13 protein-coding genes are annotated in these 12,698 nt (G+C 61.8%); 3 read left to right on the top strand and 10 right to left on the bottom strand.

Features of this window, described 5'->3' with window-relative positions:
• Positions 1-22: 22 nt before the first annotated feature.
• On the top strand, positions 23-1,939 hold the full coding sequence (locus tag ONZ54_RS17725) for a glycoside hydrolase family 19 protein (protein ID WP_334312741.1): 1,917 nt from the start codon (positions 23-25) through the stop codon (positions 1,937-1,939).
• A gap of 61 nt (positions 1,940-2,000) precedes the next feature.
• Here the strand turns inward: ONZ54_RS17725 and ONZ54_RS17720 are convergent, their stop codons facing one another.
• Both ONZ54_RS17720 and crp read right to left on the bottom strand, forming a co-directional pair.
• Positions 2,001-2,801, bottom strand: coding sequence for a putative RNA methyltransferase (locus tag ONZ54_RS17720; protein WP_021138331.1), 801 nt, complete (start codon positions 2,799-2,801; stop codon positions 2,001-2,003).
• 122 nt (positions 2,802-2,923) lie between these two features.
• Positions 2,924-3,562 (bottom strand): cAMP-activated global transcriptional regulator CRP, encoded by a 639-nt coding sequence (gene crp / locus ONZ54_RS17715; RefSeq protein WP_005311762.1) that lies wholly within the window; start codon positions 3,560-3,562, stop codon positions 2,924-2,926.
• A gap of 309 nt (positions 3,563-3,871) precedes the next feature.
• On the opposite strand from crp, the gene ONZ54_RS17710 reads away from it, so the two are divergent.
• Together ONZ54_RS17710 and ONZ54_RS17705 are read left to right on the top strand one after the other, a co-directional pair.
• Positions 3,872-4,276 (top strand): OsmC family protein, encoded by a 405-nt coding sequence (locus ONZ54_RS17710; RefSeq protein WP_271786812.1) that lies wholly within the window; start codon positions 3,872-3,874, stop codon positions 4,274-4,276.
• A gap of 48 nt (positions 4,277-4,324) precedes the next feature.
• Complete coding sequence (locus ONZ54_RS17705) at positions 4,325-4,621, top strand: MliC family protein (RefSeq protein WP_021138330.1); 297 nt, start codon at positions 4,325-4,327, stop codon at positions 4,619-4,621.
• A gap of 67 nt (positions 4,622-4,688) precedes the next feature.
• Here ONZ54_RS17705 and ONZ54_RS17700 read toward each other — a convergent pair whose 3' ends face one another.
• From ONZ54_RS17700 to arnC, 8 genes are all read right to left on the bottom strand, one after another.
• Positions 4,689-5,222, bottom strand: coding sequence for a DUF4136 domain-containing protein (locus ONZ54_RS17700; RefSeq protein ID WP_271788302.1), 534 nt, complete (start codon positions 5,220-5,222; stop codon positions 4,689-4,691).
• Between the two features lie 15 nt (positions 5,223-5,237).
• A complete protein-coding gene (locus ONZ54_RS17695; protein ID WP_005311770.1) occupies positions 5,238-6,107 on the bottom strand; it encodes a phosphoribulokinase in 870 nt (289 codons plus the stop codon).
• Between the two features lie 229 nt (positions 6,108-6,336).
• A complete protein-coding gene (gene arnF, locus ONZ54_RS17690; protein WP_271786811.1) occupies positions 6,337-6,783 on the bottom strand; it encodes a 4-amino-4-deoxy-L-arabinose-phosphoundecaprenol flippase subunit ArnF in 447 nt (148 codons plus the stop codon).
• On the bottom strand, positions 6,780-7,124 hold the full coding sequence (locus ONZ54_RS17685; RefSeq protein WP_005311774.1) for an EamA family transporter: 345 nt from the start codon (positions 7,122-7,124) through the stop codon (positions 6,780-6,782). The genes arnF and ONZ54_RS17685 overlap by 4 nt, the downstream gene beginning before the upstream one ends.
• A complete protein-coding gene (arnT, locus tag ONZ54_RS17680) occupies positions 7,124-8,767 on the bottom strand; it encodes a lipid IV(A) 4-amino-4-deoxy-L-arabinosyltransferase (RefSeq protein ID WP_271786810.1) in 1,644 nt (547 codons plus the stop codon). Before arnT ends, ONZ54_RS17685 begins: the two co-directional genes overlap by 1 nt.
• Before the next feature lie 68 nt (positions 8,768-8,835).
• Positions 8,836-9,735 (bottom strand): 4-deoxy-4-formamido-L-arabinose-phosphoundecaprenol deformylase, encoded by a 900-nt coding sequence (gene arnD, locus ONZ54_RS17675; protein WP_270689359.1) that lies wholly within the window; start codon positions 9,733-9,735, stop codon positions 8,836-8,838.
• Positions 9,728-11,719 (bottom strand): bifunctional UDP-4-amino-4-deoxy-L-arabinose formyltransferase/UDP-glucuronic acid oxidase ArnA, encoded by a 1,992-nt coding sequence (gene arnA / locus ONZ54_RS17670; RefSeq protein WP_271786809.1) that lies wholly within the window; start codon positions 11,717-11,719, stop codon positions 9,728-9,730. The genes arnD and arnA overlap by 8 nt, the downstream gene beginning before the upstream one ends.
• Complete coding sequence (gene arnC / locus ONZ54_RS17665; protein ID WP_059168506.1) at positions 11,716-12,693, bottom strand: undecaprenyl-phosphate 4-deoxy-4-formamido-L-arabinose transferase; 978 nt, start codon at positions 12,691-12,693, stop codon at positions 11,716-11,718. Before arnC ends, arnA begins: the two co-directional genes overlap by 4 nt.
• Positions 12,694-12,698: the final 5 nt, after the last annotated feature.

Below are 12,698 nucleotides of genomic sequence, written 5' to 3'. Positions count from 1 at the left end.
CTAGCAAGAGGTAACGATGATGATGAGAAAGTCCTCTGTGGCCAGCCTGCTGGCCGGACTCTGTCTGAGCGGCCAGCTGTGGGCCGCCGCCCTGTATGACATCAATCAGGGTTACAATGGCGGCAGCCAGGTCAGTTTCAACGGCAAGATCTATGAAGCCAAGTGGTACGCCAATCCGGGCCAGAGCCCGGGGGTACAAGTGGCCAATGAATGGGACTCTCCGTGGGCCCTGATGGGTGACGGCGAGGCGACCCCGCCCGATGGCGGCGCTGGCATCACGCCTCCGGTGGAGGGTGGCAGCGGCGCCACCGAAGGCACGCCCGTCTACCTGAGCCAGAGCGAGCTGGACGCCAGGGAGCAGGCCCTCACCGACTTCCCGGCCATGGCGGCGGTCAAGGCCTCCATCGCGACCCGCGACAATGCCGTGGTCGAGGCGGTGGCCCCCGGGCTTGCGCTCAACCCTGCCAACGTCAAGCGGGTCGAGGGATTGCTCAGCGAGTCGCAGTTCAACTTCCTGTTCCCGCTGCGGGCCCCGGAATACACCTATCGCGGCTTCCTGCAGGCGGTGGCCAAGTTCCCGGCTTTTTGCGGTGATTACAGCGACGGGCGCAATGCCGAGGCCATCTGCCGCAAGTCGCTGGCCACTATGTTTGCCCACTTCGCCCAGGAGACCGGCGGTCACGAGAGCTGGCGACCCGAACCCGAATGGCGTCAGGGCCTGGTCTGGGTGCGGGAGATGGGCTGGACCGAGCAGATGCGCGGTGGCTATAACGCCGAGTGTCGGCCGGATGTGTGGCAGGGTCAGCAGTGGCCGTGCGGCAAGTTCGAGAACGGCGAGTTCAAGAGCTACTTCGGTCGTGGCGCCAAGCAGCTCTCTTACAACTACAACTATGGCCCCTTCTCCGAGGCCATGTTCGGCACAGTGCGCACCCTGCTGGACAACCCGGAGAAAGTGGCGGACACCTGGCTCAACCTCGCCAGCGCCGTCTTCTTCTTCGTCTATCCGCAGCCGCCAAAGCCCTCCATGCTGCACGTGATCGACGGCACCTGGCAGCCCAATGCCCACGACAGGCAGAACGGCCTGGTGCCGGGCTTCGGGGTGACCACCCAGATCATCAACGGCGGGGTGGAGTGCGGCGGCGCGGCCGAGCACGCCCAGTCCCAGAACCGCATCACCTACTACCAGGCCCAGGCCCAGTATTTGGGGGTGCCTGTGCCGGCAGACGAGGTGCTTGGTTGCAAGAACATGAAGTACTTTGACGAGGCGGGTGCCGGCGCCCTGCCCATCTATTGGGAGAATGATTGGAGCTATGTGCCGGGCAATCCCAATGGCGGCAAGAGCTACGCCTGCAAGCTGGTGGGTTACCAGACCCGCTTTAGCGCGTTCAAGGCGCGGGACTACAGCCAGTGCGTGCAGCACTTCTTCCCCGAGGTGGTGATCGAGGACAACGGCGGCGGCACCAACCTGCCGCCGGTGGCCAACATCAGCGGCCCGAGCGAGGCGCTGGGCGGTGCGACAGTGCTGCTCTCCGGCCAGGGTTCGAGCGATCCGGAAGGCAAACCGCTCGGCTATGCCTGGACCCTGCCCGCCGGGGCCAGCGCCTCGGATCTGACTCAGTCCACCCTGAGCGCCACCCTGCCTGCCACGCCGGTCAGCGATACTCGCTACGGTTTCGTGCTCAAGGTGACCGACGAGAAGGGGCTCAGTCGCAGTGCGACCCACGAGATCCTGATCAAGGGCAGCGGCGGTACTACGCCGCCGGATGGCAACCCCCCTTACCAAGCTGGGACGGCCTACAAGGCGGGGGACAAGGTAAGCAATCTGGGGGGCAACTACCAGTGCAAGCCCCACCCCTATACTGGCTGGTGTGCGGGCGCGGCCTGGGCCTATGAGCCAGGCAAGGGCACGGCCTGGGGGGATGCCTGGATCAAGCTGTGACGTCTGTATTCGTTCAATAAAAAAGGCCCGTCAGGGCCTTTTTTCATGGGAATGAGCGCAATCAGAGCGGCTTTTGCCACAGGCTCAACAGCAGATCCTGCTCCAGTTCATCCGGTCCCTGCTGGGTAAAGGCGTGACGCTGCTCCGCGCTGGCACGCCAGCCGAGTCGGCTGGTTTCCAGAATGAAGCTGCGCAGGCTCTGATCCATGGTCATGGTGAACTGGCAACGCTCCTGACCCACGGGGTTGAGGCCGCCGAGGGCTGGCCAGCTGAGGGGGTGCTCCATGCTCACCGGGTTGAGGCTGACTCTCAGCTGCCACTGGTGGCGCGGGCCTGGCTGCAGGTAAAGCAGGTAACCACCCGGTGCCAGCCAGCTGACCAGCAGCTCTGTCTTGACCTTGAGATCATTGACCAGCAGCACCTGGGCCGTGCCCGGTTGCAGCGGGGCACGAGCCGGATCGGCGATGATGAACTGAGCTTCAGGCTGTACTTTGTTGGCGGCGAAGATGGCGTTCTTGGCCAGATCGAATCCGCCAAATTGCCATTCGGGCAGGCGCTCGGCCAGGGCACGGCAGTAGTAACCTTCGCCGCAGCCGAGGTGGATCAGTTCATGGGCACCGAGGGGGGCGAGCAAGGCCGCCATGGCGTCTACCAGCGGCGCCTGATGGCCCTGTTCCAGGAAGTGGCGCTTGGCGCGCATCAGGGCGCGGCTGTCGCTGTCCTTGGGATTCTTCTTGCCGGGAATGAGATCCAGATACCCTTCCGGGGCCGGATCGAAATGGTGCTTGTTGTCGCAATAGACCCCGCGGGATGCTTCATGAAGATGCAGGGGGCTGCGGCAAACGGGACATTGAAGATGCATACACACTCGCTTGATTGAGGCTGAGGAAGGGCGTTCGCGATTATAGGGGAGACGATCAGAAAAGGCTGCCGTGGCAGCCTTTTTTATCCAACGGCTCTGTGCTGAGCCGTCAGGGAACCCTGTCAGCGGGTACCAAACACCACTATGGTCTTGCCGTGGGCGGAGATCAGCTCCTGCTCTTCGAGCATCTTGAGGATCCGGCCAACGGTTTCGCGGGAGCAGCCGACGATCTGGCCAATCTCCTGACGGGTGATCTTGATCTGCATGCCATCCGGGTGGGTCATGGCGTCCGGCTGTTTGGCCAGATTGAGCAGGGTCTGGGCGATCCGGCCTGTCACGTCCAGGAAGGCCAGGTTGCCGACTTTCTGACTGGTGTGCTGCAGTCGGGTCGCCATCTGGCCGGAGAGACGCATCAGTATGTCCGGGTTGACCTGGATCAGCTGACGGAACTTCTTGTAAGAGATCTCGGCTACTTCACAGGAGCCTTTGGCGCGCACCCAGGCGGAACGCTCTGGATTCTCGCTCTCCTCGAACATGCCCATCTCGCCCAGGAAGTCGCCCTGGTTCAGATAGGAGAGGATCATCTCCTTGCCTTCATCGTCCTTGATCAAGACGGCCACAGTGCCCTTGACGATGTAGTAGAGGGTCTCCGCTTTCTCACCCGCATGGATCAGGGTGCTCTTGGCGGGATACTTATGAATGTGGCAGTGCGACAAGAACCATTCCAGGGTGGGATCGCTTTGCGGTTTGCCAATGACCATGAGAATTCCTCTGTAGTGTCTTTTTATGGACTCGTGCGTCCGGGCAAGCTGCCAACCTTGCCATTCCTTGTATTAGTCGCAGTAGGATAAGAGCCTTTGTCTGTGCTGACAAGGCTTTGAGGGCTTTTGCCAGATCCCCTTGATGCCTGCTGCGCTATCTGCGCCATTTTAGGGAACTTGGGGGCATCAGATGTTGATTTTGATCTAGTTAGCACCGAAGTTCGCGAAAATGGCTCACATATGCCGATTGAGCGCCGTCTGGGGTATGCTATGTCAGTCAGATATGTCGTCATTAAGAGGAAATGTGAGATGAAAGCCAAGGTCAGCTGGGTGGAAGGCATGAAGTTTGTCGGCGAGAGTGAGTCCGGTCATCAGGTGACCCTGGACGGCGCCAACCCCGGCGAAGGTGCCAGCCCGATGGAGATGATCCTGCTGGCGGTGGGTGGCTGCAGCTCGATCGACGTTGTCTCCATTTTGGAGAAGGCACGTCAATCCGTGACCGCCTGCCATGTGGAACTGGAAGGGCAGCGTGCGGAGTCGGTGCCGCGGGTGTTCGAGAAGATCCACCTCAACTTTGTGGTCACCGGCAAGGGGCTGGCCGAGAAGCAGGTGGCCCGTGCGGTGGACCTGTCGATGGAAAAGTATTGTTCCGTCTCCCTGATGTTGGAAAAAGCGGTAGAAATTACCCATAGTTATCAAATTCTTGAAGCCTGATAGCTGTGATTTGTCCCGTCGATAACGCCATGACATAAGGAAAGTGCAATGAAAAACTTGATAGTGTTACTTCCCCTGCTGGGGCTGGCGGCCTGCAGCATGCCCCAGCCGACCCAGTACCAGTACAGCCAGTACCAGTGCGGGGAAGAGCTGTTGGCCATTACCTATGATGCTCAGGCCGACATGGTGCAGTTCCCGTACGCCGGTGTGTATCACAAGCTGGGCCGGGTAGAAGCGGAGTCTGGCGCCAAGTATTCCGATGGTGTCACCACCTTCTGGAATCAGGAGAAACAGGCCATCCTCAGTCAGAAAGATGTGACCCTGCTGACCTGTCAGCGCAAGTAATCGTCATGGTGTGATCACAACGGCCTGCTCTCGCAGGCCGTTTTGTTTCAAGGGGAAAAGACCCGTGCTAGCGGGCGGGCAGGGAGTCCAGCATCTGGCCGGCCAGTTGCTGGCTCAGCTGGCGGCGTGACTCGTCGGGGATGGCGACGTCACTGGCGAGCTGGATGGCACTGCTCCACACCACCTGCTGGGTACGCCGGTCGAGCAGCACTATGGCCAGGGTGCCCTTGCGTGCCCCCACTTTGGCTTGCAGCCCGGGGGTCATGCCGAGGCGGGCGAAGATCTCGCCATCGCTCAAGTCCTTGCTGCCTGCGACACCGATGGCGACCCAGAGATCCGCTTCATCGAGGGGCACGCTCTGCCAGCCTTTGCTGCCCAGCTCCTGATTGACCGCCTGCTGAACCGGCACCAGCCAGCCCTCGGCACTCTCACCCGCATACTGGAACTGCTCGGCCAGCGCGTAGCGCGGCGTCGCACCAAACGGCCAGCTCGCAGCCGGTCGCACCACCATGGTGCCCGACTCCAGGGTCGGAGCGGCCGGGCCGCTGCTGCAACCGCCCAGCAGGGCGGCCAATACCACAGAGATAAACGCTAACCGCATCATAAGCTCCTTGGCTTAAGTGATCTTGCCAGTTTCGAGCAGTTGCTGGATCAGCGGGCGCAGGATCAGCTCCATCGCGAAGCCCATCTTGCCACCCGGAACCACGATAGTGTTCATCCGTGAGATGAAGGAGCCATCGATCATCGACAACAGGTAAGGGAAGTCCACCTGCTTGATGCCACGAAACCGGATCACCAGCATACTCTCGTCCAGACTCGGGATCACCTTGGCACTGAAGGGGTTGGACGTATCCACGGTCGGCACCCGCTGGAAGTTGATATGGGTGCGGGAAAACTGCGGTGTGATGAAGTTGATGTAGTCATCCATGGAGCGGACTATAGAGTCGGTGACTGCCTCGCGCGAATGCCCCCGCTCCGAGGTATCGCGGATGAGCTTCTGGATCCACTCCAGGTTGACGATGGGCACCACGCCGATGAGAAAGTCCACGTGACGCGCCACATTGTGGTCATCTGTGACCACGCCGCCGTGCAGCCCCTCGTAAAACAGCAGATCGGTCTCGCTCGGCAGATTTTGCCAGGGGGTGAAGGTACCCGGCATCTGATTGAAGGGGACCGCCTCGTCGAAGCTGTGCAGATAGCGCCGATACTGGCCGCTGCCGTTCTGGCCGTACTCCTGGAAGAAGGACTCCAGCAGCGCGAAGTCGTTGGCCTCGGGGCCGAAATAGCTGATGTGGCGCCCCTGCTCGCGCGCCTTGCGGATCGCCACGTCCATTTCCGGTCGGGTGTAGCGATGAAAACTGTCCCCTTCCACCACGGCCGCTTTGTAACCAAGCTGATGAAACATGGAGCGAAAGGCGTTGGTGGAGGTGGAGGTGCCGGCACCGGACGAACCGGTGACTGCAATGATGGGATGCTTGGCCGACATAGAATTCTCTCTTCCTTGGGAGTTCCGTTATAAAGGCATGTTCCGAGTGCGGTCAAGTACGCCGCTTGTCAGTACCGCCGCCCGACTGGTTCACTGGCGTGACACTTGTTCCCTGGCGCGCAGCGACGAAGGGGAGATGAGCCGGGTGAGCAGAGGGATCAGCATCATAAGAAAAGGGCTGACGAAGCAGCCCTTGCACAGGGAGGATAGCGAGCCAAACCGTGATGGGTTAATGGGAGTTGCGCTTCCTGCCCACCGGTTTTATCCCCACCAGCACGGCCCCCAGCAGGATGAAGATCACTCCCACCGCCTTGCCCGGCTCCAGCGGTTCGGCAAAGCTCGGTATGGTGACCGCCAGCAGGTAGACCAGCGCATAGCTGGTGCTGAGCAGGGGGTAGGCGATATTGAGCGGGGTGAAGTGCAGCGCCGCCAGCCAGCAGAGCAGCGACAGGGCATAGCAGCCCACTCCGGCTGTGATGACCAGCAGCGGCAGCTGGTGAGCCAGCATGATATCGAGGCTGGCCTGCCAGGCAGGCAGCTGCATGACTCCCCATTTCATGGCGAGCTGGGCCAGGGTCACCAGCAGTATGCTGCCCAGCACATAGAGATAGCCCTTGATCGCGGGCCTCTCCGTCACCGCAGGTTCTTTGCCAACCCCGGTATTGTCACCTCTCATAGCAAGCCTCCCAACAAGAGGGCGCCAATGATGATGGCGCCGGCCCCCAGCCAGTTGTGGTAGCTGATCTGCTCGTGAAAGAACAGCCGCGAGCCAATCAGCACCAGCACCAGATTGATGCTGAGCATGGGGTAAGCCATGCTCAGCGGCAGCCGTTGCAGCAGGTAGATCCAGAGCAGCATGCCGCTGCCGAGGGCCACCACGCTGGCGATGAGCCAGGGTGAAAACAGCTTCTGCCAGTGGCTGCATGGCTGGCGCTGCCAGCTGATGACTGCCTGTTTTTGCAGCATCTGGCCGCTGCAGGTCAGCAGGCACACCAGCACAAGCAGCAGCATGTCCATCAGCGGGCCCCGTGGTAGACAAGCAGGGTCAGCCGGTGGCTCACTATCGTCTCGTCGGCCGGTGGCAGAGCTCCCGTGCTGCCGTCTTTATCCGTCTTCAGCAACAGGGCAACCTGGCCGTTTTTACGCGCCTCGGCCAGCCAGGCCGGGAAGTCGGCCCGGGTCACGTAGCGCGCCTTGGCATCCGGGTAACTCAAGCCGTAATGCACCTCCCCCTTGCTGTCGAATAGCTGGATCTCGCTGCGCCGGGTGCCCCAGGCGAGGGAGGAGGCCAGCCCCACATCGTTGGCCAGCAGGGCGCTGGAGTCCATCAGCACTGTCTGGTTGGCCTCGATGAAGCGCTCCGGCAACTTGGAATCGATCAGGGATTGCGGCAATGCCCAGGGCAGACCCACCGCCAGCACCATGGGGCAGAGCGCGCTCAGGGTCCAGCGGCGGCTGACATCCTTCAACTGGATGAAACCGAGCAGGGCCCAGCCGGCGAAGATGACCATGGCCACCGCCAGGGCACTATTATCTTCGGTGCCATAGACGGCGTGGCTGGGAGAGAAGGCCAGCACGGCGAGGATACCCATGCACAGCAGGCCGAACAGGCCGTTCAACCAGGCGTTGAGCCTGAATGGCTGTGCTTTCCCCTCCTTGAGTTTGTCCATGGCGCTGGCGGCCAGCAGCATGGCCAGGGGAGCGAAGCAGGGCAGGATATAGGTGAGCAGCTTGCCCTTGGCAACGCTGAAGAACAGCAATGGCAGTACCACCCAGGCCAGCAGATAGAGGGTCTCAGGACTTATCTTGCGATCCTGCCAGCCCTTGCGCAGTGCACCGGGCAGCAGGCCCAGCCAGGGCAGGGTGCCGAGCAGCCCCATGGGCAGGTAGTACCAGAACGGCGCCTTGTGCTGGGCGTTATCCGCCGCGAAGCGCTGTATGTGTTCGACCCAGAAGAAGTAGTGCCAGTAATCGGGCTCCCGCAGGTGTACGGCGATGGCCCAGGGGGCGGCCAGCAGGGCGGCACTCACCATCGCCAATGGGCCGAAGCGCAGCAGTTCGGGCAGGCGGCGCTGATAAATGACGTAGGGCACTATGACGATGACAGGCACAGCCAGGGCGATGAAGCCCTTGGTGAGAAAGCCCATGCCGCAGGCCAGGCCAAACAGCAGGTAGCCGGCGACCCGGGTTCGCAGCGGGCCCTCCTGCCGGATGAGATAGAAGCTGACCATGGCCGCGTTGAGCCAGAGGGTGACCATGGCATCGAGCACGCTGTAGGTGCCTATGCCATAGACGATCAACAGCGACAGGTAGATGAGCCCGGCAAGCAAGGCCTTGCGCCGGCACTGCCAAAGCTGCAGCGCGAACCAGACGATCAGCAGGGCGCTCAGGCCTGTGGCGGCGGCCGAGGCGAAGCGCACGGCGAAGTTGGTGTCACCAAACAGCTGCTGGCTGATGCTGTTGAACCAGTAACCGGCGATGGGCTTCTCGAAATAGCGCAAGCCCAGGAAGTGGGGCACGACCCAATCTCCGGTGCTCACCATCTCACGGCTTATCTCGGCGTAACGGTTCTCATCGGGGCTCCAAAGCGGCCGCTGGTCGAGGGGCAGCAGGTAAAACAAGAGAAAGAACAGGGGCAGGGCCCACTTGGTCAACTTCATGACATCCTCTGTAGCATTGTGTGGTGAGCGCAATGGCGCATCATGACGCCCGCGATGTGAGTAAGGGTCTAGACATCGGCTTTGCAGCCAAGCCATCCCTCTCGCCCCGGCAGGGTGCCGCGCACCAGCCGTCCGGCATCCAATTGAGCGGGATCAGGGGGTAACAGACTCCCCAGCGGGACAAAGCGGATGCCGCGAGCGCGAGCCTCGGCCAGCAGCGCATCGAACTGATCCGCCATGACGATCCCTTCCACCTCGGCGTGAATGGTGTAGACGTGAGGCGCCACCTGCGGCGGCGTGCTGAGCCTGTCCAGCATGAAGGCGTTGAACTGCGCCGTCGTCACCTCTGTGCCGACCACCTCGTCGAAGGTGGGCAGGTTGACCGGGATCTGCGGCGTACCCGGTCGGCCATCCTGCAGCAGTGGTCGAAACAGGCCGCTGCCACGGCAATCGCTGTTGTAGCGAAAGCCGAACGCCTCCTTGGCCTGGGTGGTGAGCGGGTCTGCCCGCCAGCCGGCGGCGGCGGAGCAATCCACCTCCCGCCCCAGGATCTGGTTGAGGGCATCCACCCCCAGCCTTGTCTGGTGAATAAGCGTCGCTTCATCCCAGCGGCCCGTATTGGCCTGCCAGCCGTGGTGATCCCAGGCGTGCAGGCCCACCTCGTGGCGGGCGCTGTCGGTATCGCGCATCAGGGAGCCCAGCTGCTTGCCGATGGACTTGCCGGGCCAGGCGGTGCCGGCCAGCAGAATATCCAGCCCATAGAGGGATGCCGCGTTGGAGCGCAGCATCTTGAGCAGGAAGCGGGGCTTGAGCAGGCGCCACAGGTGGCGCCCCATGTTGTCGGGGCCCACGGAGAAGAAGAAGCTGGCCTTGATCTGATGCCGGTCGAGGGTTTGCAGCAAGCGGGGAACCCCGTCACGGGTCCCCCTGAAGGTATCAACGTCGATCCGCAGACCCACATCAATCATGCTCGACTCCCGTGCTGACCGCTCCTTGCAGGAAGAAGTCCAGGGTCTTGCCGATGGTCTCTTCCATTTCGATGGTCGGTTCCCAGTCGAGCAGGCGGCGGGCATTCTTGATGCTGGGACGGCGGTGGGAGACATCCTGATAGCCGTCACCGTAGAAGGACTTGCTCTCCACTCGCTTGAAACCGGCAAACGGCGGGAAGTGGTGGCGCAGTGGGTGAGCCTCGAACTTGCCGAGCAGCACTTCGGCCATCTGGAGGATGCTGGCTTCGTTGTCCGGGCTGCCGATGTTGATGATCTGGCCATCACAGCGGTTGCCCTTGTTCTCTATGATGCGAAACAGGGCCTCGATGCCGTCCTCTATATCGGTGAAGCAGCGTTTCTGGGCGCCGCCATCCACCAGCTGGATCGGGGTACCGTCCACCAGATTCAGGATCAGCTGGGTGATGGCGCGGGAGCTGCCGATGCGGGCTGAGTCCAGGCTGTCCAGCCGCGGTCCCATCCAGTTGAAGGGGCGGAACAGTGTGAAATTGAGCCCCTCTTTCTTGCCATAGGCCCAGATCACCCGATCCAGCAGCTGCTTGGAGACGGAGTAGATCCAGCGCTGCTTGTGGATGGGACCGACGATGAGGCGGGACTCGTCTTCATCGAAACTGTGATCGTCGCACATCCCGTACACCTCGGAGGTGGAGGGGAATATGATGCGCTTGTTGTACTTCACGCAGTAGCGGACGATCTTGAGGTTCTCTTCAAAATCGAGCTCGAACACGCGCAGCGGGTTGCGGGTGTATTCGATGGGGGTGGCGATGGCCACCAGCGGCAGGATCACGTCGCACTTCTTGATGTGATACTCGATCCACTCTGTGTGGATGCTGATGTCCCCTTCCACGAAATGGAAATGGGGGTGGTCGATGAAGCGTCCGAGTGCGCTGGCGCTGATATCCAGCCCATAGATCTCGTAACGGCCATCCTTGAGCAGACGCTCGGTCAGATGGTTGCCAATGAAGCCGTTGACCCCGAGGATCAGCACCCGGGTCAATCGCTCCTTGCGCAGGGCACTGCTGGCTTTGGCGCCGAGCCGCATGCCTGCCACCAGACCCAGTTCACGGGCGAGCTGGGCACCGCGCACATAGAGTCCCCCTTCCGCCTGACCGGCCACGATTTCCAGCACCCCTTCACCGCAGGCGATGCGCAGCGGATCCTGGCTGAGGATGGTGCCGGGTAGCATGTCGCTATCCTGGGCTATGTGGGTTGCCTTCCACACCGTCAGCTTGCGATCACCGGCGAAGCTGAAGGCGCCCGGATAGGGCTGGGTGACGGCGCGCACCAGGTTGTAGAGATCCCTGGCGGATTTATCCCAGTGCAGCTCGCCGTCGGCCGGGGTGCGGCGACCATAGTAGCTGGCTCTGGACTCATCCTGCGGGGTGAGGCTGATGTCGCCCGTCCGCAACTTGGGCAATTCGGCGTCCAGCACGGCTTTGGCGGCGAGGCGCACCTTGCCATGCAGGGTCAGCGCAGTGTCGGCCTCTTTGATGGCGACGGCCTGCTGGGCGACAATGGCGCCGGCATCGGGCCGCATCGTCATCTGGTGCAGTGTGATACCCGTCAGCTGTTCACCATTGACCAGACACCAGTTGATGGGGGCACGGCCGCGATAGGCAGGCAACAGGGAGCCATGGAGGTTGAAGGCGCCGGCGGAGGGGATATCCAGGATCTCCTGCTTGAGCATGTGGCGGTAATAAAAAGAGAAGAGAGCCTGGGGTGCCAACCCCTTGATGTGCTCGACCCAGAGCGGATGGTTGACATCTTCAGGGGAGTAGACCGGCAGACCGTGTTCGGCACAGAGCTGGGCCACGGAGCCGAAGAAGCGGTTCTCGCCCGGATCGTCGGCGTGGGTGAAGACGGCCTGGATCTCGTAACCTGCCTCGAGCAGGGCCTCGATACCGGTGCAGCCGATATCATGATAAGCAAAGACGACAGCTTTCATTGTTCAGTTTCCTGTTGCGAAGGGGTGGCGGTGCGCACTATCTGATGGATGAAGTAACGGGGGCGGGCACGCACATCTGTGTACATGCGGCCTATGTATTCCCCCAGCAGCCCCATGCCCAGCAGTTGCACGCCGACGAAGGTGAAGAGAATGGCAAAGAGGGTGAAGACGCCATCGGCGGCCCAGTCGGCGCCCATGACGAGGCGCATCAGGACCAGCAGTATGGAGAAGGTGAAGCCGAGCCCCGCCACCAGGCTGCCGACGATGCTGAGCAGGCGCAGCGGTGTGGTGGTCATGCAGGTGACCAGGTCATACATCAGATTGATGAGGTGCATCAGGCCGTATTTGGATTCGCCATGAGCCCGCTCGGCATGGCCGACTTCCAGCTCTATGGTGCGCCGGGCGAAGCTGTTGGCCAGGATGGGGATGAAGGTACTGCGTTCCTGGCAGCAGAGCATGGCGTCTATGATGTGGCGGCGGTAGGCCCGCAGCATGCAGCCGTAGTCGCTCATGTGGACGCCGGTCGCCTTTTGCACCGACTTGTTGATGAGGCGGGAGGCCGTCTTGCGAAACCAGGAGTCCTGGCGGTTGCGGCGCACTGTGCCCACCACGTCATAGCCCTGCATGGCGGCCTCCACCAGACGGGGGATCTCCTCCGGCGGGTTCTGCAGGTCCGCATCCAGGGTGATCACCAGATCTCCCTTGGCGGTTTCGAAGCCGGCCATGATGGCGGCATGCTGGCCATAGTTGCGATTGAGCAACACGCCGACCAGCTTGCCGTCACTGTTGGCGGCGGCCTCGCTGATGATCTCGGTGGAGCCGTCGTGGCTGCCGTCGTCGATCAGGATCACCTCGTAATCCTGGGGCAGGAGCTCGCAGGCGGCGGTGACCCGGCTCAGCAGCACGGGCAGACTGGCCTCCTCGTTGTAAACGGGGATGATCACCGAAACCAGCTTGATATCTGTGTTGTTCACGTGTC

The organism is Aeromonas salmonicida, assembly GCF_028355655.1.
GTDB lineage: Bacteria > Pseudomonadota > Gammaproteobacteria > Enterobacterales > Aeromonadaceae > Aeromonas > Aeromonas salmonicida.
This window is presented reverse-complemented; position numbering and strand designations above follow the sequence as displayed.

Coding starts and splice junctions, on each gene's coding strand:
- ONZ54_RS17725 (WP_334312741.1), top strand. CDS start 23: ATGAGAAAGTCCTCTGTGGCCAGCCTGCTGGCCGGACTCTGTCTGAGC.
- ONZ54_RS17720 (WP_021138331.1), bottom strand. CDS start 2,801: ATGCATCTTCAATGTCCCGTTTGCCGCAGCCCCCTGCATCTTCATGAA.
- crp (WP_005311762.1), bottom strand. CDS start 3,562: ATGGTCATTGGCAAACCGCAAAGCGATCCCACCCTGGAATGGTTCTTG.
- ONZ54_RS17710 (WP_271786812.1), top strand. CDS start 3,872: ATGAAAGCCAAGGTCAGCTGGGTGGAAGGCATGAAGTTTGTCGGCGAG.
- ONZ54_RS17705 (WP_021138330.1), top strand. CDS start 4,325: ATGAAAAACTTGATAGTGTTACTTCCCCTGCTGGGGCTGGCGGCCTGC.
- ONZ54_RS17700 (WP_271788302.1), bottom strand. CDS start 5,222: ATGCGGTTAGCGTTTATCTCTGTGGTATTGGCCGCCCTGCTGGGCGGT.
- ONZ54_RS17695 (WP_005311770.1), bottom strand. CDS start 6,107: ATGTCGGCCAAGCATCCCATCATTGCAGTCACCGGTTCGTCCGGTGCC.
- arnF (WP_271786811.1), bottom strand. CDS start 6,783: ATGAGAGGTGACAATACCGGGGTTGGCAAAGAACCTGCGGTGACGGAG.
- ONZ54_RS17685 (WP_005311774.1), bottom strand. CDS start 7,124: ATGGACATGCTGCTGCTTGTGCTGGTGTGCCTGCTGACCTGCAGCGGC.
- arnT (WP_271786810.1), bottom strand. CDS start 8,767: ATGAAGTTGACCAAGTGGGCCCTGCCCCTGTTCTTTCTCTTGTTTTAC.
- arnD (WP_270689359.1), bottom strand. CDS start 9,735: ATGATTGATGTGGGTCTGCGGATCGACGTTGATACCTTCAGGGGGACC.
- arnA (WP_271786809.1), bottom strand. CDS start 11,719: ATGAAAGCTGTCGTCTTTGCTTATCATGATATCGGCTGCACCGGTATC.